Below are 18,440 nucleotides of genomic sequence, written 5' to 3'. Positions count from 1 at the left end.
GCGCCGGATCACGGAACCGAGCGCTTTTTGCAGCAAGGGTGCTCCCCTGGGGCGGAGCCAAAAACACGCCTGCGCTGCCCGTCCGCCCTTGCGAAAGGCGGGGAAATTGCGCATATAGATACGAACAAAAAGAGAACGAAAGAGCGTCGCCGTATAAAGCTGTGGATGACGCGGCCCCTTCCGCCGGATCGAACTCCCATGCGAACCGCCGACAAGCAGATCGCCGACATCCTCGTCCGCTACGGCGAGCCCTTCGGGGGCAACGTCTGGCGTGTCCAGGGGACGGCCGTCATCTATCACAAGACGCTCGAACGGATCGCCGCTCAGGCCGGGATCGTGTTCGAACCGCCGACCATCATCCGGGCCGAGCGCGACGAGGCGGTGATCCTCGTGACCGGCCGCCTGCCCGGCACCAAGCCCGGCACCGAGCGGGTCGAGTGGTCGATGGGCGAGGCGCTGGTCAACGTGAACTACCGCGTCTCGGGCAAGCAGGCGGCCTACGTCTACGCCATGGCCGAGAAGCGCGGGAAGGACCGCGTCATCCTCAAGCTGATCGAGCTGCACGGGCTGGTCTACTCCGAGGAGGAGGCCGACGAGTTCCGCGCCCACCAGATCCCCGTCCGGGCGGTCGACGAGGATTTCGAGGAGGCGCCCGCCTTCGACGACGTCACCGAGGCCGAGGGCGACCTGAAGCGCCGCATCGACGAGGCCGAGACGATCAACGCGGTCACCGACCTGATGCTGGATGGCGCCACTCAGGCGATCCTCGCCGCGATGCCACCCGGCACCCGCGACGAGGTCCGCGACTACGCCAAGGCCCGCCTCGTGGCGCTCGGCTGGCCCAAGCGCTCCGGCCGCAAGAACGCCGCCTGACTCACCCGATATCGACCCGCAACCGCAGGAGACCGCCATGCACCGCGCGACACGCCGCCGCACCATGAAGGCCCACGGAAACGCCCACCGGGGTTGGAGCATCGAGACCCTGTCGTACAGCCCCTCGCGGATCGTCCGCCTCGGCGACGAGAAGGTCGCGATCCTGTTCCCACCGGTGGAGCCAGGCGCCGTCTGGCAGCTCTACCCACATCCCGATACGTTCCCCGGGCTGAACTTCGAGGGTCTTCCGGCGCCGCTGCGCCCGGAATTCCTGGCTTTCGCGGATCTTCCGGAAGTCGAGCGCTTCCTGGGCATCGGGGACGCGGAGCCCACCGCTTTGGCGGCCTGAGCGGCGTGGTCAACGATTTGCCGGCGCAGTGCCGTGAAGCGCTGCGGCCTCCGTCGTGAACGCACCGTCCGGCCCGTGCAGGATGAGGGGCGGCTGAAGGCTCAGCGCGGCACGGCTTCCCTTGACGGCGCGGATCAGGATCCGGATCGCCGGGGCCTCGGCCCGGGGATGAACCGGACGGATCGCCAGATCGCCGTAGCGACCCCGGAGACTGTCCAGGCACACTGCGAGGGCGTCGGCCCTGTGGATCAATCCCAGTCGCCCGCCCGGTCGGAGGATCGCCGTGCAGGCGCGGATCCAGGCATCCAGCTCCTGCCCGGCCTTCTCCCCGGCGAAGGTGTGAGCTGCGGCACGGCCGGGATGCGGCGAAGCCCGGTGACGGCCAGCCGTGAAAAACGGCGGGTTTGTCAGCACCAGATCGAAACTGTCCGGCTGCAGACCTGCGGCGTGGCGTTCCGCCGCGGGGGCGAGGACATCCATCTCGATCACGCGGGCTTCGATGCCGTTCAGGGCGGCATTCGCTCGGGCACGCTCGGCGAGAGCGGGATCGCGCTCGACCAGGGTCGGCCGAAGGCCGGGCCACAGCGCCGCGCAGCCGAGCCCGACCGCGCCCGTGGCAGCGCCGACATCGCAGAGCCGGTCGCTTGCGTCCGGCGCGAGCAGGCGGGCGAGCAGCACCGCGTCTGTCCCTGCCCGGTGTGCCCCGCGCGGCGGCTGATGCAGGCGTAGAAGCCCGCCCAGGAAGGCATCCGGCGCCTCCGTCATGGCTGACGCAACTCGTGGGCGATCCCAGCATCGCCGAGGAGGCGCCGGGCCTGCGCCTCGTAGTCGCGCGGGACCAGCAGGCGCTGGCCGAACATCCCGATCGAACCCTCCATCAGGCTCATGTGGCTGTCGGCGACTAGGACCGGGATCTCGGCGGCTTCGAGGATCGTGCGGGCAAACCCGATCAGCACCACGTCGTTGGCCCGGATCAACTCGATCATAATGGTCCCCCGGTCACGGCCTGCTCTTGCCCCGGCGGTTTCGCCGCGTCGGCTCCGCGTCGGGAACGTCCCATATCCGATCGGCACCGATGTTGCGGCGCTGCGGGGCCCGTGCGAAGGGATCGCCCGCCGCCCGGAGTGGAACCGGTCTGGAGGTCGCGGATCTTGGGTATTGCCCTCTCCATCGAGAACCCGAAGCCCGAAGTCGAGGCGGGGCTGAACGACCTCGTCGCGCTGGTGGCGGACGGCATGGCCCGGGTCAACACCACGATCCTGTCGCGGACGGGGTCCGAGGTGACGATGATCCCGGAGGTGGCGAACCACCTGATCGCCTCCGGCGGCAAGCGCCTGCGCCCGATCCTGACCCTCGCCTGCGCCAAGCTGTGCGGCTACGCGGGGGACACGGACGGCGACGTGAAGCTCGCCGCCAGCGTCGAGTTCATGCACACGGCGACGCTCCTGCACGACGATGTGGTCGACGAGAGCGACATGCGCCGCGGCCGGGTCGCGGCCCGGATCAAGTGGGGCAACGAGGCCTCGGTGCTGGTGGGCGACTTCCTGCTCGGCCAGGCCTTCCGGATGATGGTGGAGGTCGGCTCGCTCCGGGCGCTCGACATCCTCTCGGCCGCCGCCACGGTGATCGCCGAGGGCGAGGTGATGCAGCTCACCAACGCCAAGAACCTGGAGACCGACGAGGCCGCCTATCTCGCGGTGATCCGCGGCAAGACCGCCGAGCTGTTCGCGGCGGCCTGCGAGGTCGGGCCGGTGCTGGCCGGGCGCCCCGAGGCGGAGCAGGCGGCGGCGCGGTCCTACGGCATGAGCCTCGGCATCGCGTTCCAGTTGATCGACGACGTGCTCGATTACGGCGGCACCTCGGCCGAACTCGGCAAGAACGTCGGCGACGATTTTCGCGAGGGCAAGATCACCCTGCCGATCGTGCTGGCCTATCGCCGGGGCAGCGAGGGCGAGCGCGGCTTCTGGCGGCGCACCCTCCAGCAGGGCGAGATCCGCGACGGCGATCTGGAGACGGCCCTCGACCTGCTCCAGCGCCACGGCGCGCTGGAGGAGACCGTGGCCCGCGCCCACCATTACGGCGCCGAGGCCCGGGCGGCGCTCGATGTTTTCCCGGATGGACCGGTGAAGGCGGCGCTCAACGGGGCCATCGAGTTCTGTGTGGCGCGGGCGCGCTGAGGCAGCGCTTCGCTGCCGGAACTGCGATGGCGATCCGGGTCAACGCGTCGCGGACTCCAGCGCTTCGGCCAGAGCGGGCGCCAGCCCGCGCAACTCCTCCAGATGGGCCGCCGTCAGGGTCCGCAGCAGCGCCTCGGCGCGGGGCGTGAGCGCCAGCTCGCTCCGGCGCCGATCCTCCGCGGCCCGCGTCTTCGTGAGCAATCCGGCATCGACCATGCGGGCGACCAACTCGGCGGCGCTATGGGGCGCGATGAGCAGTTGCTCCGCCAGCAATCCGACGGTGGCCGGGATGCGGCCGACATGGCCGGCCAGGGTCAGCAAGGCTTGATGCTGCTGTGGCGGCAGCCCGGCCCGGGCGGCCGCGGCCTCGCTGAAGGCCAGGAAGCGCCGCAGCTGGAAGCGGAACTGCGCCAGCGCCGCGTACTGCTCAGTCGATAACCGCTCGCCTTCCGATGCATCCATCGCCATCCCCCGGGTGATCGGGCGCTCATGCGCATCCCATGCCGGCCGACGCTGGCACGCCTCGCTGAGCCGTCGACTGGCGGTTGTATATATCGTAATCCGATATAAATGGCTGGCGATCGATGGGAGAGAGCCTTGACGGACGGCGGAACCGAATTCGAGAGCGGCAGTCCGCGACGCCGGGCACTGGGCGACTTCAGCGCCGACCGGCGCGTGGTGATCCTCGCCGGGATGGCCGTCGTCACCGGCACCGCGGCGAGCGGGACCGCCTGGATCCTGCTCACGCTGATCGGCCTCGTGACCAATCTCGCGTGGTACGGCCGCTTCGACACGGCCCTGACCTCCCTCGCCGGCGCCACGCCGGGCCCCTGGATGGTGGCGATTCCGGTGATCGGCGCCCTCATCGTCGGCGCGATGGCGCGCTACGGCTCTGATAAGATCCGCGGCCACGGCATCCCGGAGGCCATGGAGGCGATCCTGATCGGCGGCAGCCGGATGTCGCCCAAGGTGGCTCTGCTCAAGCCGCTCTCCTCGGCGGTGGCGATCGGTACCGGCGGCCCGTTCGGCGCCGAGGGGCCGATCATCGTCACGGGCGGCGCGGTCGGCTCGCTGTTCGCGCAGTTCTTTCACCTGAGCGCCGCCGAGCGGAAGACCCTGCTGGTGGCCGGCGCTGCCGCCGGCATGACAGCGATCTTCGGGACACCCGTGGCGGCGGTGCTGCTCGCCGTCGAAGTGCTGCTGTTCGAGTGGCGCCCGCGCAGCCTCGTTCCGGTGACGGTCGGGGCGGTGACGGCAGCCTGCTGGCGGCCGGCTTTGTTCGGGGCGGGCCCGCTGTTTCCCTTCGCCGACAATCCGGCGCTGCCCTGGTGGGGCCTGCCGGCCTGCGCGGCCCTGGGCCTCGCCTGCGGCCTGATCTCCGGTGTCCTGACCCGGGCGCTCTACGCCCTGGAAGACGGATTCGGCCACCTGCCCCTGCACTGGATGTGGTGGCCAGCGCTCGGCGCGGTCGTGGTGGGTCTGGGCGGTCTCGTGGAGCCGCGGGCGCTCGGCGTCGGCTACGACGTGATCCACGATCTTCTGTCCGGCCACATGCTGGCGGGTGCCGTCGTGACGATCCTGGCGGTGAAGGCGGTGATCTGGCTCTTCGCCCTGTCGTCTGGCACATCGGGCGGCGTGCTCGCGCCGCTGCTGATCCTCGGCGGCGCCGCGGGCTGGCTGATCGGCCTCGTCCTGCCGGGCGCGCATGGGTTCTGGGCGCTGATCGGCATGGCGGCGATGCTCGGCGGCACGCTGCCGGCGCCGCTCACGGGCGTCGTCTTCGCGGTCGAGGTGACGGGGGATGTTGCCGCGCTTGCACCGCTGCTCGCCGCAACCATGACGGCCTATGCGGTCACCGTGCTGCTCCTGAAGCGCTCCATCCTCACGGAGAAGATCGCACGGCGCGGCCAGCATGTGACCCGGGAATATGGGATCGACCCCTATGATCTCGCCCGGGTCGAGGCGGTGATGACCCGCTCGGTCGAGACCCTCGACGCCGACCTCCCACTGCCTGACGCGCTCGCCGCGATCGAAGCCGGCGCGCACCATGCCTATCCGGTGGTCGATGCGGTCGGCCGTCCCGTGGGACTCGTCTCGCGCAACGAGGCCCTGCGCTGGACCCTTGAGGCGCGGGCCGCGGAGCCAGCGGACGATACCCTGGGCGAGCGCGTCTCGGATGCCGACCTCGCCGTGGTCCATCCGGGGGATGTCGTCTCGCACGCCCTCGACGTGATGCTCTCGGCCGGGCAGGGGCGCCTGCCCGTTACCGATCCGCTGAGTGGGCGCTTGATCGGGCTCCTGACCCGCAAGGATCTGCTTCAGGTCCGGGCCACTGTGGTGCGGTCCGAGGCCGAGCGCCGCGCGTTCTTCCGGAGGGGGCGGAGCGGGCGCAGGGCGGGTTCGGGCGCATGACCACGGAGATTCGCATCCCGGGGCGGACGGTCAACCTGGACCGCCTGAAACCGGGCACCTGCTACCTGGCGGCGGGCCCTGCTGGGCCGGACCTCGCTCTCGTCGTCATCTGGGAAGGGCGGCGCGGGGCGCTGCTGCTCAACCGGCGCAGCGGCGCCCGCGGCGATCTCCCTGTTCTGTCCCGTCTCACCAGCGACGTCGACGTCCTCGAACTGCAGGGGGCCGTCCTCGTACCGAGCGGGGCGATCGGCGATATCGCGTTCGGTCGGGCCGAAGCGAGCCCGGCGGCGCTCCATCTGGGTGACGGCCGCGCCTACCTATGCGGCCGCGACGGCCATGGGCGGCTCGCGACCTTCGATGTCGTCAGCGGTGTTGCCAGCGCGATCGACCCCGCAGACCTGCCGCATGCCCGGCGCTGGCGGGTGATCGTCCCCGAGGCGGACGGCGTGGTCACGGTCTACGAATCGTCCGGGACGGACTGACCCGCGACTCAGCGCAGGAAGGTCGGCGCCACCCACCAACCGGGATGGGCGGCGCGCAGGGCCGAGGCGGCGCGCACCGCCCCGCGCCTTCCGTCGAACAGGGCGAAGACGGTGGCGCCGGAGCCGGACATCCGCGCGAGCCGGCAGCCCTGCGCGCGCAGGGCCGACAGCACGGTGCCGATCACCGGCGCCACCGTAAGGGCCGGTGCCTCCAAGTCGTTGCGGGCGGGGCCGATCGCCGCCACCAGGGCGTGTCCGTCGAGCCCTTCGGTGATCACCGGGTGGTCGGCCCCGGGAAGGCTCTGCCCGGCCGCCAGCCCAAGGGCCTTGAAGACAGGCGCGGTGGGCACCGGGACGCCGGGATTGACCAGCACCGCCGGCAGCGGGGCAAGGTCGAGCGGAGGGCCGATCTCCTCGCCGACGCCGCACATCATCCGGGCCCGCGGATCCAGGCAGACCGGCACGTCGGCCCCCGTCTCCCGCGCCGCCGCGACGACGGCCGGATCGTCAGGCGACAACCCGTTGAGGCGGGCGAGCAGGCGCAGGGCCGCGGCAGCGTCGGAGGAGCCCCCGCCGATGCCCGCCGCCACGGGCAGGCGTTTGGTCAGGTGGAAAGCGCCCGCGCGCAGGCCCGGCACGCGCGCCGCGAGATGACGCCCGGCACGCAGGACGAGGTTGTCACCGGTGGGCCCCGCCGGTCCGGCGGTCGGTCCCGAGACCGTGAGGCCGAGGGGCGCGTCGGGGTCGAGGGTCAGCCGGTCGGCAGTCCCCGCGAAGGCCACGAGGCTTTCGAGGGCGTGATAGCCGTCCTCCGCCCGCCGCTCGAGAATATGGAGCGTCAGGTTGACCTTGGCGGGGGCACGGTCTGCGAGCAGGGGCACGGGGTCTCGGATGGGTCGCGGCGGATGGTGGCGAGGCTCTACAGGCTGGAGGCTGAGAATAACAGCGCAGCCGAATTGCCCATGCGACCGGTACGGTCGCGGGTCGCCCACACGAATCGCGAACAGATCCTCGGCGCGTTCGGCAAGCCCGTCGCTCGCCGCCGGGCCGAACAGGGCGCCGCCCGGCGTGGGGACAGCCTCGGACAGGCCAGCTTCATCCAAGGGGAGGCACGGCTGCGGGCATTCCCGCCGCCTAGGGCGCTTCTGCAGGGCACAGCCGCTGCGAACGGTCCGTACCGGTCCCGGATCGTCCGCCCGCAAGAGGGGCTGGGCCATCGGCTCGCGCAAGGCGTATGCCGGATTGCGGGATCGGGGAGCGTACGATCAAGCCCCGCGTTGTGCGCCAAGGATCGCCCGTACGGGCTCGATCCGCTACGATCCGGACCGCCATGATCTCGCCCGCCAACGAACTTCGCTGCCAGCGCCACCTGTTCGAAATGCCGGCCGATATCAGCTACCTGGATGCGGCGGCCTGGTCGCCGCTGCCGCTGGGCGTGCGAACCGCCGGAGAGATCGGGCTCCTGACGAAGAGCCGCCCCTGGTCTTATCCGCGTGAGGCAGTGCCCGCCTGGGTCGAGCGGGCCCGGGCCGCGGCGGCCGGGCTGATCGGGGCCGGTTCGGACGACGTCGCGATCGTCGGTGCCGTCAGCCACGCCATGGCGGTGGCGGCGCGCAACCTCGCCCCCGGTCGGGGCGGGCGTCTGCTGCGGGTGGCCGACGAGTTCCCCTCCCTGCGCTTCGCCTTCGACCGCCTTGCCACCGCGCACGATCTCATCGTGGAGGAGGTCGCGCGCCCTTCGGACGGGGACTGGACCGCCGCGTTGCTGGCCGCGATCGCGCGTCCGGGCGCGCCGCCGCTCGCCCTGGCCACCCTGACCCCGCTCCACTGGACCGATGGCAGCCTGATTGATCTCGACCGCCTCGCGCCGGCGGTCCACGCGACCGGTGCCGTCCTGGTGATCGACGCGACCCAGGCGGTCGGCGCCGTCCCGGTCGACGTGACCCGCTGGCGACCCGATTTCCTGGCCTTTCCGAGCTACAAATGGGCGCTCGGTCCCTACGGCCTCGCCTTCCTGTACGCTGCGCCGCACCGCCAGCATGGCGTGGCGCTCGACGCGCATGTCGGCAACCGCCCGCCGGCCGTGGGCGCGCGCCGTTACGACCGGGGCGAGCTGAACGACCCCGTGGCGCTGCCCATGGCGGCGACCGGACTGGAACTGATCGCGGGCTGGGGCGTGCCGGCCGTGGCAGCTTGCCTGCGCGGGCTGACGGACCGGCTCGCGGATTCTTTCGCAACCCTCGGTCTGCCCATCGCGCCACGGACTTTGCGTGCGCCCCACATCCTGGGCCTACGCTTGCCCGGCGGGTTGCCCGCCGGCTTCGCCGAGGGGCTGCGTCGGCGCGGCGTATTCGCGAGCGAGCGCTCGGGGGCGCTGCGGCTCAGCCCCCATGTCTGGGCGAACGACCACGATCTCGCGCGCTGCGTGGATGCGGTCCGGGATATCCTCGACGGGAGGAGCGACCCAGACCCGTAGGCGCGCCGGAGGGACCGCGGCGGCGCCTGCCCGCGCTGCGGTCCGGACGTCTAGACCGCGGCTTCCGTCGCCACGGTCTCGCCGTTCGCGTCCTCGGCCTTGCCGAACCGCCGGCGCCATGCGTGCTGCGCCCGATCCACGATCTGCGCCGCGGCGCCCTGCGGGGTGCGCGCACCGGTCATTGAGGCCAACGTCAGACTCTGCGTGCCGAACCGACCCTTGAACCCCTCATCGCCGCACAGGAAATCCACCGTGTGCAGGCCGTGGTCGATCGACCACATGATGTAATCCATCATCAGCACCATGCCGGGCGAGGCGCGCTCGACTTCCGGATCGTAGGTGGTCACGAAGGCCATCATCGTCCCGGCCTGGACGAAGTTGATCGACACCGCCACGACCTCGCCGTCGCATTCGAGCACGAAGGCGTGCAGCAATCCCGTGTCGGACAGCACCTGAACCATGGCGTGCAGCGCCCGGGAGCCTTCGTCGTAGAAGGCCGTGGAGGCAAGGTCCTGGCGCTGGAGCCAGGCCCGCTTGAAGGTGGTCAGTCGGTCGAGAACCGGTCCGAGGGGCGTCCCCGGCTCGAGCAGGCGGAAGGTGAGGAGCCCGCGCTCGGCGAGGAATTTCTGGCCGCGGCGATAATTCTGCCGGGTCTTCTTCGATTGCGCGTCGAACCACGCCGGCCCGGACTTCCAGGGGCCGCGCACCCGCCAGTTCGCCTCGTCGCGGTGGTTCAGGCGCAGCCGAACCCCGCCATTCTCCGGCTGGAGCAATGTCCGGGCCGCGGCGTCCGGCAGGAGGCGGTTGAGATAGGCGAGGTCGAAACCGCCGGACCGGCCGGCATGGCGCCACATCCGCCGGACCAGATTGTGGTCCGTCCGGACAGCGAGCAGCGCATCGCCGAAATCCGAGCAGTCCTTGGCCGCCCATTCGAGGACCCGAAATCCTCTCCGGCGCACGATGGCGAGCGGCAATACCCCGACAAGGGTCTCGTCCCGCCACGCCAGCACGATGGCGAGGCCCCGGCGCTCCCGGTCGGGCGCGCTCGCCCACCATGCGGAGACCCAGGCGTGACTCTGGAAGACCAGGGCGCCGCTCTGTGCCCACAGGGCCGTCCAGGCGGGCCCGACCTCGGCGAGCCGCTCGGCCGTGCGGATGGTCTCGAAACGCTCCGTCGCCATGGTCAGGCCCCTGGCCGCGGCTGGGCGGGCACGCCGCGCAGGCGTCGCACCCGCCGGGCGATCCGCCGACCCATCTTCTTCAGCGGCAAGACGTAGAGCCCCGACAGGGACTGGTAGTCGGCCACGTCCCGATCGACGAGGCCGAACTTGAAGTCCTCGTCGGGCTTCGGGACGCAAAGAGTCCCGAACAGCCGGTCCCAGAACGAGAACAGCAGGCCGAAATTCTTGTCGTAATGCTCCGGTGCCGTGGAATGGTGAAGCTGGTGCCAGTGCGGGCACAGGATGACCCTGTTGAGTGGCCCAAACGAAATCTTGAAATGGGTGTGCCGCACGAAGTCCATCATCAGGATGTTGCGCATGATGTAGACGTTGATGCCGAACACCGTCAGCTCGACCGGGTTCAGGGCCAGCAGGCTCCAGATCCCGAAGCAGATGCCGGGGATCACCCCGTCCCAGGCGCGGTTCATCAGCTCGTCGAGGGGATGGACCCGGTCCTTGGTGATCCCGACCATCACCTCGGCCGAGTGGTGGACCTTATGGAGCTCCCACAGGAACGGGTAGCGGTGCTGGGCCGTGTGGTAGAGGTAGTAGGACAGGTCGTAGGCGAGCAGCATCGTGGCGGTGAACACCACCACGGTGACCGGCCCCGGGGCGCCGAACACGGGCTGGTCGATGCCGAAGACCGTGCCCAGCACCCGATTGGTGGCGTAGCCGACCCCGACCACGAAGGTCACCCCCGCCGGGATCAGCAGGAATGGCATGATCGCCTTGCGGGTGACGTAGAACAGCAGGTCCGCCCGGGCGGAGGGATGCGTCATCACCTCCCGCGGCAGGGCGAACTCGAAGAACTCGGCGAGCGAGTATGTCTCCGCCGTGCGCAGATAGGCGATCAGGGCGCAGACCAAGGCGGTCGCGAACAGCAGGCCGGCGGCGAGCAGGTTCTCGACTGAGACCTTCGCGACGATCGGCTGGATGAATTCGATGACATCCATGTCTACGCGTTTCCCCCGCTCGACCGTATCCGAGCCGTGCCGGCGCCGTTCAGAGGCGGCCGGTCCCGGGCGGATTCCGGCGGTCGGCAAGACTCATCATTCGCTGTCATCGGACCATCTTGCCGTGTCGATCGTGTGTTGAGAATTGGTTTCGACTGCGGACCGGTGCGCTGGGCACCCTGCAACGCAACCCCTTGTCCTTCGATGCCGGCGGCGATTCCATGGCCCGAACCTGCTCAGTCGATCGGGGTCGGAGACTGATGCGCTTCCCGCGCCGTCCTCGACCGCTGCAAGGTCGCCCGCACTGCGGCCTCGATTCCCTCGGCCGCGGAGGCTTCCGAGAATCTTGCCTCGAAGCGCGCCCGCGCGGCCTGGCCGAAACCTTGCCAGCTCTTCGGATCGACGATCAGGTCCGCCAGGGTCTGCGTGATCGGCTCCGGCCCGCCGGGCGGGACGACCCATCCCGTCTGCCCATGCTCCACGACCTCCGGAAGGCCGCCGATCGCCGTCACCAGCGGCGGCACGCCGTACGCCATGGCTTCGATCGCCACCCTGCCGAGGGATTCCGGGCGCTGCGACGGCATGGTCACCACGTCGGCCCAGCGGTAGAGCGCGGCTGGGTCGGTCACGAAGGGTTCGAGGCTCACGCGATCCGATAGGCCCGCAGCAACGATCCGCTCGGCGAGGGCGCGCTCCCGGGCCTCGTCCTCGAAGGCGCTGCCGACGATGCGCAGGTCGATCCGCTGCCGCAGCGCCTCCGGCAGCGCGGCCACGGCCTCGATCAGCACATCCTGGCCCTTGATGCGGCTGATGCGTCCGAGCATCAGCACCCGGAGCGGGCGGCTGCCGTCGTAGCCGCCTCGGTTCGGCACCGCCGGCCCGGCAATGCCGTTATAGACCACCCGGGTGGTGGCCCCCGCCGGCAGTGCGTAGGCCCAGGCGGTGGCACGCGAGTTGAACACCACGTCGGCGCCGCTCCAGCGGATCAGCCCGCGCAGCACCTTCAGGACGGCCCCCTCCGGGATCTCGTGGACATGGACGATGCTGCGCCCGGGCCGCAGGCGTGCCGCCAGCAGGTAGTCGGCCACGACGGTGGTGTTGATGTAGACGAGATCGCTCGCGCGGATGCGCCCGAGCGCCCGCAGCACCGCTACGGGCAAAGCCATCAGATCGACGGTCAGGCGCCGCGCCAGACCCTTGCGCCGGAGGATCCACAGCGGCTCGATCACGACGCGGCTGGCGACGGGTTCCAGGGCCGCCACGATCGGCCCGTGCCGCGGCAGGATCACGTCGATCCGCGCGGCCGGATACGTGTTGCGGAGGCTGCGGACCGTCTCGATGAAGCAGCGATCGGACCCGTAGAGCTCAAAGCCCTGATGCACGCAGGTGATGGTCGGCGCCTGTCCGCCCCCCGGGCAAGAAGCTCCCGGGACCCAGTCGGCCTCGGCGGGCGCGGCTAATACGGTATTCACTTTTGAGCTCCTACCGTAGGCTTAGATATCCGTTAATTGACAAACTGATGGTTGAAAATCCATTACGCCCCTTGGTCGCTATCTGATCTTACAATATGAGCGGTGCATTGGGAAGGAAGGACAATGCCTAGCCAGGTACCCGCAGTGCTTATTCTAGGAACGCGCGGAATTCCGGCGGCTCATGGCGGGTTTGAGACTTTCGCGGACCGGTTCGCCCGCTACTTGGCCGGCCGGGGCTGGCGCGTCGGCGTCTATTGCCAGCGGGAGGTCGAGCGGGTGCGCACGCGAGTCTCGTCGCAGACCTGGGACGGCATCGAGCTGATCACCGTGGAGGTCGGCTTGAAAGGACCGGCCGCGACCCTGGCCTTCGACGCGATCTGTGCCCACGACGCCGCGCGCCGCGGCGGCGTCTGCCTCGTGCTCGGCTACAACGGCGCGGTGTTCCTGCCCTACCTGCGCGCCCGCGGCGGCCGGATCCTGACCAACATGGACGGGATCGAGTGGCGCCGCCCGAAATGGTCGCTGCCAGTCCGGGCGTTCTTCTATGTCAGCGAGTGGATCGCCGCATGGTCCTCGCACCGGCTCGTCGCCGACCATCCGGCCATCGCCGACCACCTCGCCGGGCGGCGCCCGCGCCGGGCCATCGCGACGATTCCCTATGGCGGTGACCTGCCGCCCGCGGAGGTCAGTCCGCCACCGCTGGGGCTGGAGGCCGGCCGCTATCTCGTTTCGATCGCCCGCATCGAGCCGGACAACAATATCCTGACGCTCGTCGAGGCGTTCTCCCGCCGGCCCCGGGGCGTCCGGCTCGTGGTGCTCGGCACGATGAGCGTCCGCAACGCCTATCACCGCGCCGTCGAGGAGGCGGCCTCGCCCGAGGTGCTGTTCCCGGGGGCCATCTACGAGGCGGATCAGGTCCAGGCCCTGCGGGTGCACGCGCTCGCCTATCTCCACGGCCACACGGTGGGCGGCACGAACCCGTCGCTGGTGGAGGCCCTGTGGGCGGGCAACGCTGTGATCGCCCACGACAACCCGTTCAACCGGGGGACCGCGGGCGACGGGCAGTTCTACTTCATCGATCGTGTCTCCTGCGAGAGTGCGATCGACCGGGTGTTGGCGGATGCGGACGCGGTCGCGCAGGCCCGCGCCGCAGCACGGCGGCAGGCCGAGCGTTTTCGCTGGGACGACGTGCTGGCGGCCTACGAGGACGAGCTGCGGCGGGTCGGCGGTTATCCCCCGGCGGAGCGGAGGGCGGTGCCGGTGGCTGGGCCTGTCGGGGCTGCCGCCGTGACCGGCTGGTGAGGGCGAGCCGCCGGGCCCTGCTCGCGGGCGGCCTCGCCGCAGCGGGTGCCGGAGCCTTCCCGGCCCGGGCCGCCGCGGAGCCGCTGTCCCTGCGTCGCGGCATCGCTCTCTGGCCCTGGTTCTCGCTGACCACAGAGTATCCGGCACCCCGCACCGACTACGCCTGGCCACCGTTCCAGGCGGACCGGCCCGTGCCGAGCCGCGCCGACCTGACCCGGCTCGCCGCCCTCGGCTTCGACTTCGCCCGCCTGCCCCTCGATCCCGGCCCGTTCGTGGCCTTCGCGGGATCGCCCCGCCGGGCCGAACTTCTGGAACGTTTGTCTGCCGCGATCGACCTGGTTCTGGCGGTGGGACTTCGCGTGGTGGTCAACGTCCAGGCGAATGCCGCGACCCATCACTACACGCCGGAGGCGTTCTACGGCACCGATCGGGCGCCGCTTTTCGCGGCCTACCGGGACCTCGTCGCCGAACTGGCTCGCCTGTGCGCGAGCAAGGGAGTGGACCGGGTGGCGCTGGAGCCGGTCAACGAGCCACCGCAGGCTTGCGGGGCCCTCGCCTGGAACCGTGTTCAGGACGGGCTCCTCACCGCGGCCCGGGCGGCGGCGCCGGCGCTCACCCTGGTGGCGACGGGCGCCTGCGGCGGCCTTGTCGCCGGCCTGACGGCCCTCGATCCGGCGCCGCTCGCGCGGTTCGCGCCGCTCCTCTACACGTTCCACTTCTACGAACCGTACCTGTTCTCCCACCAGGGCGCGACCTGGATGACGCAGGAGCCGTTCTATCGATGGCTCACCGCGGTGCCCTGGCCGGGGACGCACGACCGCATGGCCGAGACGCTGAAGGCGGTCCGGGCCCGCATGGATGCCGACCGTTCGGTATCCCAGGCCGAGAAGGGCCGCGACCTCGCGGTGATCGAGGAGAAGCTGCGCGAATACGGCGAGGCCGCGCCCGGGCCCGCCTTCCTCGCCACCGCGATGGAGCCGGTCTCCACCTGGGCCGACCTCTACGGAATTCCACCCCGCACCGTGCTGATGGGCGAGTTCGGCGCCCTGCGTACCGATGCCCGCTACAAAGCCGCGCGGGCGCCCGACCGGGCGGCCTATCTCCGCGACGTTCGCCTCACGGCGGAGCGGGCAGGCTTCGCGTGGTCGTTCTGGAATCTGTTCGACGGGCTCGGCCTGATGGATGACGCGCACGGCGTCGATCCCGCCCTCGTCGCGGCTCTCGGCCTCAAGGGATCGCCCTGAGGCTCACCTGAGGCTCAAACGCGCCCGCGTATCCGCCCTTGCGGGAACAGGACGATCAGCATCAGGGCGAACTTCGCCAGCAGCGTGGTCTTGCCGGCCAGTCCCTCGAAGGTGTTGACCAAGATCACGAAGGTGAGGATCGGCAGCCAGACGCCCCGGCGGCAGGAGCGCGCGACCTCGGCGAGGTAGAGGGCGACCGCCACCACGAGGAGCCCCGTCATCAGGAGGCCGTGGTAGAGCACGTCCGACAGGATCGAGTTCTCGATGCCCCATTCCAGGCCGTAGATCCGGCGCAGGGTGGTGACCTGGAGGAGGTCCGGGCCCAGGAGCAGGTCCCGGAACGGGATCGCATCGAAGACCGTCAGCATGTCGACCCGGGCCTGCGCGCTGCCGCCGTCGGAGGAGAACCGGCCGAGCAGCGTGTCGAAGAAGCCGATCGCCGCCAGGACGGCCACGGCGACCGGCACCAGCGTGAGGGCGAAGCAGGCGCAGGCCGCGCCGACGAGCGGGATCCGGCCCCTGCGCAGGAGGCGTGCGAGGGCGACGAGCCCGACAGCGCCGCCGAGGACGAGGGTCGTCACGGTGGCGGAGCGGCCGCCGAACGTCACCAGCGCTACGAGCTGCAGGGCGATCATCCCGGCCCGCAGGGCGGTCCCGAGCCGTCCGCCGCCCGTGGCGAGGGCCAGGATGTAGCAGGCCGTGATGGTCGCGTTGCTGAGCGGATGACCCTGAAGCGCCGCCGAGCGCGTGTCCGTCTCGAAGGCCATGCCGTCGAGGCGGAACGGGAAGAAGCGCTGACCGCTGGCAAGCTCGAACAGCCCGAGGCCTGCGTTGGCGACCATGATGACGTGGAACACGGTCTCCAGCCGCGTCAGGGTCGCGGCATCGCGGTCCGAGAGCAGGATCGGCAGGAGCCCGGCCAGCACGAAGGTGTCGATCGAGCCGGCGAGGCCGGTCCCGCCGCGGACCGCGATCAGCACGAGGAGCAGAACGCCGCAGAGTGCCAGCAGCACGCTGGCAGGCTTGCGGCCGAGCGCCTGCACCACCGGAACGACCGGATTGCCGGCGCGCAGCAGCATCCACCCGAAGAGCGCCACCGCGAGATAGGTCGCCGGATGGATCTTGGAGGCCGCCGCGCCTGTGAGCCCGTCGTAGTTCAGCCCGACCGCCCAGAGCATCCCCCCGGATACCCCGACGAGGATCGCGGCCCAGACGATCAGCACGAAGGTCTCGGCGCGCGCCGCCGCGCCCGTCTGCGCCGGTGCGGCGTCCGGTGCTACGGGCCGGGCGATCCTCACGCCCGACGCCGCGCCAGCAACAGCGAGCCGGAGATGGGCCGGCCCAGCGCCTCGGAGGTATCGACGAGGTCGATCAGGTCGCGCTGGCGCGTCGCGCCGTTGCAGGCGACCATCAGGACCCGGTCGGCCGCATTCGCCAGGGGGCCGAGCCGCAGGTTCTCGCTGAGAACCCCGCCATCGACGATCACCAGTTCGAACCGGGCCTTCACGCCCGCAACGAACCGCTCGACATTGTCGGACGTGAGGGCGTCGCGAACCGGCTTGCTGGTATCCCCGAGACCGATCTGGCGGGCGCCGGATTTCGGATCGGTTTCGGTCACCGCGTTGAGGCTCTGCTCGCCGCGCAGCACGTCGAGGAGCCCGCCCGCGCCCGAGCCGTCGCCGCGCAGATCCGCATCGACCAGCAGGACCCGGTCGCCACGCCCGACCGCCACCGCGGCGAGCAACCCGATCACGGCGCGGCGCTGCGGCTCGTCCGATTCACCCGAGGTCACGAGCAGGACCAGCGAGCGTCCGCGGGTGTTCGAGGTCGCGGCCAGCTGGTCCAGGGTGAAGCTTGCCGCCGCCGCATTGGCACCCCGCGGCCGCAGGCCCGGCAGCACCGCCACGACCGGTGCATTCGAGAGCCTTTCGAGCTGGCGCGGCGACAGCACTGTGGGGGCGATGTATTCCCGCATCAGCGCGAGGCCTGCGCCGACGCCGAGGCCGCCGAACAGGGCGGCGGCGACCAGGATCAGCCGCGGCGGCCAGCTCGGATCCTGCGGCGGCCGGGCGGCCGTGATGATCCGGGCATTCGAGCTGTCGATGCTGGTCTGCTCCTTGATCTCCCGGGCACGGACCAGGAAGCTGTTGTAGACCGAGCGCGCGGCCTCGACCTCGCGCTCCAGCTCGCGCTGCTGCACCGACGACTGGGCGGTGACCGCCGCCTGTCGCTGGAGGCGCTCCAGCTCGGCGGTGAGTGTGCGCGTGTTGGCCTGGGCGCGCTGGAACTCGGTCTCAGCCGCTCCCGCGATGCGGTTGAGCTCGGCGTCGATCAGCTGGCGGACATCCTGCATCTGGGTGCGCACCGCGGCGATGAACGGGTGACGCTCGCCCAGATTGGTGCGCAGGTCCGCCTCCTTGGCGGCGAGTTCGGCATATTGGCCGCGCAGGCGTTCGATCACCGTGGACTGGACCGCCTCCGGCATCGCCCCGGACCCAACCGCGCGGCCGCGGGCGTCCCGGATCCCTTGCAGGCGCGCCTTGGCCTCGGCGGTGCGGGCCTGGGCTGCTACGAGCCGCGTGTTGAGGTCGGTGAGCTGCTGTTCGTTGACCAGCCGGCCGCTGGCGGTGATGAGGCCGTTGCGGGCCTTATAGTCCTCGAGCTTCTTGTCGGCGGCGTTCACCGCGTTGCGCAGCTCGTCGAGCCGGCCCCGCAGATCCCCGGCCGCCCGCCGGGCGGCCTCGGCGCGCGCCTCGGTCTGGTCCGTCAGGTAGGCGTTCGCGATGGCATTGACGATCCGCGCCGAAAGGTCGGGATCCGTCGTGGTGACGACGACATCGACCACGAACACCTTGTCGGCCCGCTTCACCGCGAGCCGGCGCCGGAGCCGGTCGAGGGCGCGGCCCTGGGCGTCGGTCCTCCGTTCGGGCATCGGCCCGGTCACCAGCGCCCGCAGTTCGGACAGGGCGCGCGTGAGCAGGCTGCCCTTGGGCACGCCGAAGCCCGGTTCCGTCTCGAGCCCGGTCTGCGCCACGGCGCGGCCCAGGACCGCGTCGGATTCGATCACCTTCACCTGGCTCTCGACCTGCGCGATGCCACCATCCGGCGACAGGGCGCCCGGATTGACGTCGTTGGAGACCACCTGCCGGTCGCGCGGGTCGATCAGGATCTGAGCGGTGGCGGTGTAGAGGGACGGCGTGAGCAGGGCGTAGGCCAGGGTCAGGAGCGCCAGCAGCAGGGCTGTCCCGAAGACGAGCCGCTTGCGCCGCCACAGGATGCGCCACAGGTCGCCGAACTCGGCGGTCGTCTCCGGCCGGCCTTGGCCGGGCCGGTCGGGCAAAGCGGGCTGCACCGGAGCCAGCCAGGTCGCGACAGCGAGGTTAGGGTCGATCCGTGTCACGATCGGTCACCGTCGTCTCAATCCAGGTCACACCTGCGCGGACCGCATCCCCGCTTGCAAGAGTCGCGCATCAAGAGGCA

17 protein-coding genes are annotated in these 18,440 nt (G+C 70.7%); 8 read left to right on the top strand and 9 right to left on the bottom strand.

Annotated elements, in window-relative coordinates; all coding sequences use genetic code 11:
* Positions 1-198: 198 nt before the first annotated feature.
* The gene (locus BLQ49_RS01725; RefSeq protein ID WP_091712769.1) at positions 199-873 is read left to right on the top strand and encodes a trna delta -isopentenylpyrophosphate transferase; all 675 of its coding nucleotides are present in this window, start codon (positions 199-201) and stop codon (positions 871-873) included.
* Between the two features lie 37 nt (positions 874-910).
* Positions 911-1,222: a hypothetical protein gene (locus BLQ49_RS01720; RefSeq protein ID WP_091712768.1), complete on the top strand. Its 312-nt coding sequence runs from the start codon at positions 911-913 to the stop codon at positions 1,220-1,222.
* Between the two features lie 9 nt (positions 1,223-1,231).
* On the opposite strand, the gene BLQ49_RS01715 is transcribed toward BLQ49_RS01720, so the two are convergent.
* Together BLQ49_RS01715 and BLQ49_RS01710 are read right to left on the bottom strand one after the other, a co-directional pair.
* Positions 1,232-1,987, bottom strand: coding sequence for a tRNA1(Val) (adenine(37)-N6)-methyltransferase (locus BLQ49_RS01715; protein WP_091712766.1), 756 nt, complete (start codon positions 1,985-1,987; stop codon positions 1,232-1,234).
* Positions 1,984-2,208, bottom strand: coding sequence for a putative signal transducing protein (locus BLQ49_RS01710; protein ID WP_091712764.1), 225 nt, complete (start codon positions 2,206-2,208; stop codon positions 1,984-1,986). Before BLQ49_RS01710 ends, BLQ49_RS01715 begins: the two co-directional genes overlap by 4 nt.
* A gap of 165 nt (positions 2,209-2,373) precedes the next feature.
* Here BLQ49_RS01710 and BLQ49_RS01705 point away from each other — a divergent pair, with 165 nt between their 5' ends.
* Positions 2,374-3,399 carry a polyprenyl synthetase family protein gene (locus BLQ49_RS01705; protein WP_167627600.1) on the top strand — a complete coding sequence of 342 codons (1,026 nt, stop codon included), beginning with the start codon at positions 2,374-2,376 and terminating at the stop codon, positions 3,397-3,399.
* Positions 3,400-3,438: 39 nt separating this feature from the next.
* Here BLQ49_RS01705 and BLQ49_RS01700 read toward each other — a convergent pair whose 3' ends face one another.
* Positions 3,439-3,861, bottom strand: a complete 423-nt coding sequence (locus BLQ49_RS01700; protein ID WP_091713106.1) for a MarR family winged helix-turn-helix transcriptional regulator — start codon at positions 3,859-3,861, stop codon at positions 3,439-3,441.
* Between the two features lie 372 nt (positions 3,862-4,233).
* Here BLQ49_RS01700 and BLQ49_RS01695 point away from each other — a divergent pair, with 372 nt between their 5' ends.
* Together BLQ49_RS01695 and BLQ49_RS01690 are read left to right on the top strand one after the other, a co-directional pair.
* Positions 4,234-5,811, top strand: coding sequence for a chloride channel protein (locus BLQ49_RS01695; RefSeq protein ID WP_425283965.1), 1,578 nt, complete (start codon positions 4,234-4,236; stop codon positions 5,809-5,811).
* Complete coding sequence (locus tag BLQ49_RS01690) at positions 5,808-6,293, top strand: hypothetical protein (protein WP_091712761.1); 486 nt, start codon at positions 5,808-5,810, stop codon at positions 6,291-6,293. The genes BLQ49_RS01695 and BLQ49_RS01690 overlap by 4 nt, the downstream gene beginning before the upstream one ends.
* An 8-nt stretch (positions 6,294-6,301) precedes the next feature.
* Here the strand turns inward: BLQ49_RS01690 and BLQ49_RS01685 are convergent, their stop codons facing one another.
* On the bottom strand, positions 6,302-7,174 hold the full coding sequence (locus BLQ49_RS01685; RefSeq protein WP_091712760.1) for a 4-(cytidine 5'-diphospho)-2-C-methyl-D-erythritol kinase: 873 nt from the start codon (positions 7,172-7,174) through the stop codon (positions 6,302-6,304).
* Positions 7,175-7,623: 449 nt separating this feature from the next.
* Between BLQ49_RS01685 and BLQ49_RS01680 the strand changes: the two genes are divergently transcribed.
* The gene (locus BLQ49_RS01680; protein ID WP_091712759.1) at positions 7,624-8,769 is read left to right on the top strand and encodes an aminotransferase class V-fold PLP-dependent enzyme; all 1,146 of its coding nucleotides are present in this window, start codon (positions 7,624-7,626) and stop codon (positions 8,767-8,769) included.
* Positions 8,770-8,819: 50 nt separating this feature from the next.
* Here the strand turns inward: BLQ49_RS01680 and BLQ49_RS01675 are convergent, their stop codons facing one another.
* From BLQ49_RS01675 to BLQ49_RS01665, 3 genes are all read right to left on the bottom strand, one after another.
* Entirely contained in the window at positions 8,820-9,950 is a 1,131-nt protein-coding gene (locus tag BLQ49_RS01675; RefSeq protein ID WP_091712758.1) for a GNAT family N-acetyltransferase, read from the bottom strand.
* A gap of 2 nt (positions 9,951-9,952) precedes the next feature.
* A complete protein-coding gene (locus tag BLQ49_RS01670; RefSeq protein ID WP_091712757.1) occupies positions 9,953-10,942 on the bottom strand; it encodes a sterol desaturase family protein in 990 nt (329 codons plus the stop codon).
* 236 nt (positions 10,943-11,178) lie between these two features.
* Positions 11,179-12,333 (bottom strand): glycosyltransferase family 4 protein, encoded by a 1,155-nt coding sequence (locus BLQ49_RS01665; RefSeq protein ID WP_244507404.1) that lies wholly within the window; start codon positions 12,331-12,333, stop codon positions 11,179-11,181.
* A gap of 204 nt (positions 12,334-12,537) precedes the next feature.
* On the opposite strand from BLQ49_RS01665, the gene BLQ49_RS01660 reads away from it, so the two are divergent.
* Both BLQ49_RS01660 and BLQ49_RS01655 read left to right on the top strand, forming a co-directional pair.
* Complete coding sequence (locus BLQ49_RS01660; protein WP_091712755.1) at positions 12,538-13,716, top strand: DUF1972 domain-containing protein; 1,179 nt, start codon at positions 12,538-12,540, stop codon at positions 13,714-13,716.
* Entirely contained in the window at positions 13,713-14,960 is a 1,248-nt protein-coding gene (locus BLQ49_RS01655; protein WP_091712754.1) for a glycoside hydrolase family 5 protein, read from the top strand. The genes BLQ49_RS01660 and BLQ49_RS01655 overlap by 4 nt, the downstream gene beginning before the upstream one ends.
* A gap of 14 nt (positions 14,961-14,974) precedes the next feature.
* On the opposite strand, the gene BLQ49_RS01650 is transcribed toward BLQ49_RS01655, so the two are convergent.
* Entirely contained in the window at positions 14,975-16,258 is a 1,284-nt protein-coding gene (locus BLQ49_RS01650; RefSeq protein WP_208858996.1) for a VpsF family polysaccharide biosynthesis protein, read from the bottom strand.
* Complete coding sequence (locus BLQ49_RS01645; RefSeq protein WP_091712753.1) at positions 16,255-18,360, bottom strand: GumC family protein; 2,106 nt, start codon at positions 18,358-18,360, stop codon at positions 16,255-16,257. The genes BLQ49_RS01650 and BLQ49_RS01645 overlap by 4 nt, the downstream gene beginning before the upstream one ends.
* Positions 18,361-18,440 lie beyond the last annotated feature (80 nt).

This window comes from Methylobacterium phyllostachyos (genome assembly GCF_900103445.1).
GTDB lineage: Bacteria > Pseudomonadota > Alphaproteobacteria > Rhizobiales > Beijerinckiaceae > Methylobacterium > Methylobacterium phyllostachyos.
Note: the sequence above shows the minus strand (reverse complement) of the source record. Positions and strands in the feature narration are given on the sequence as shown.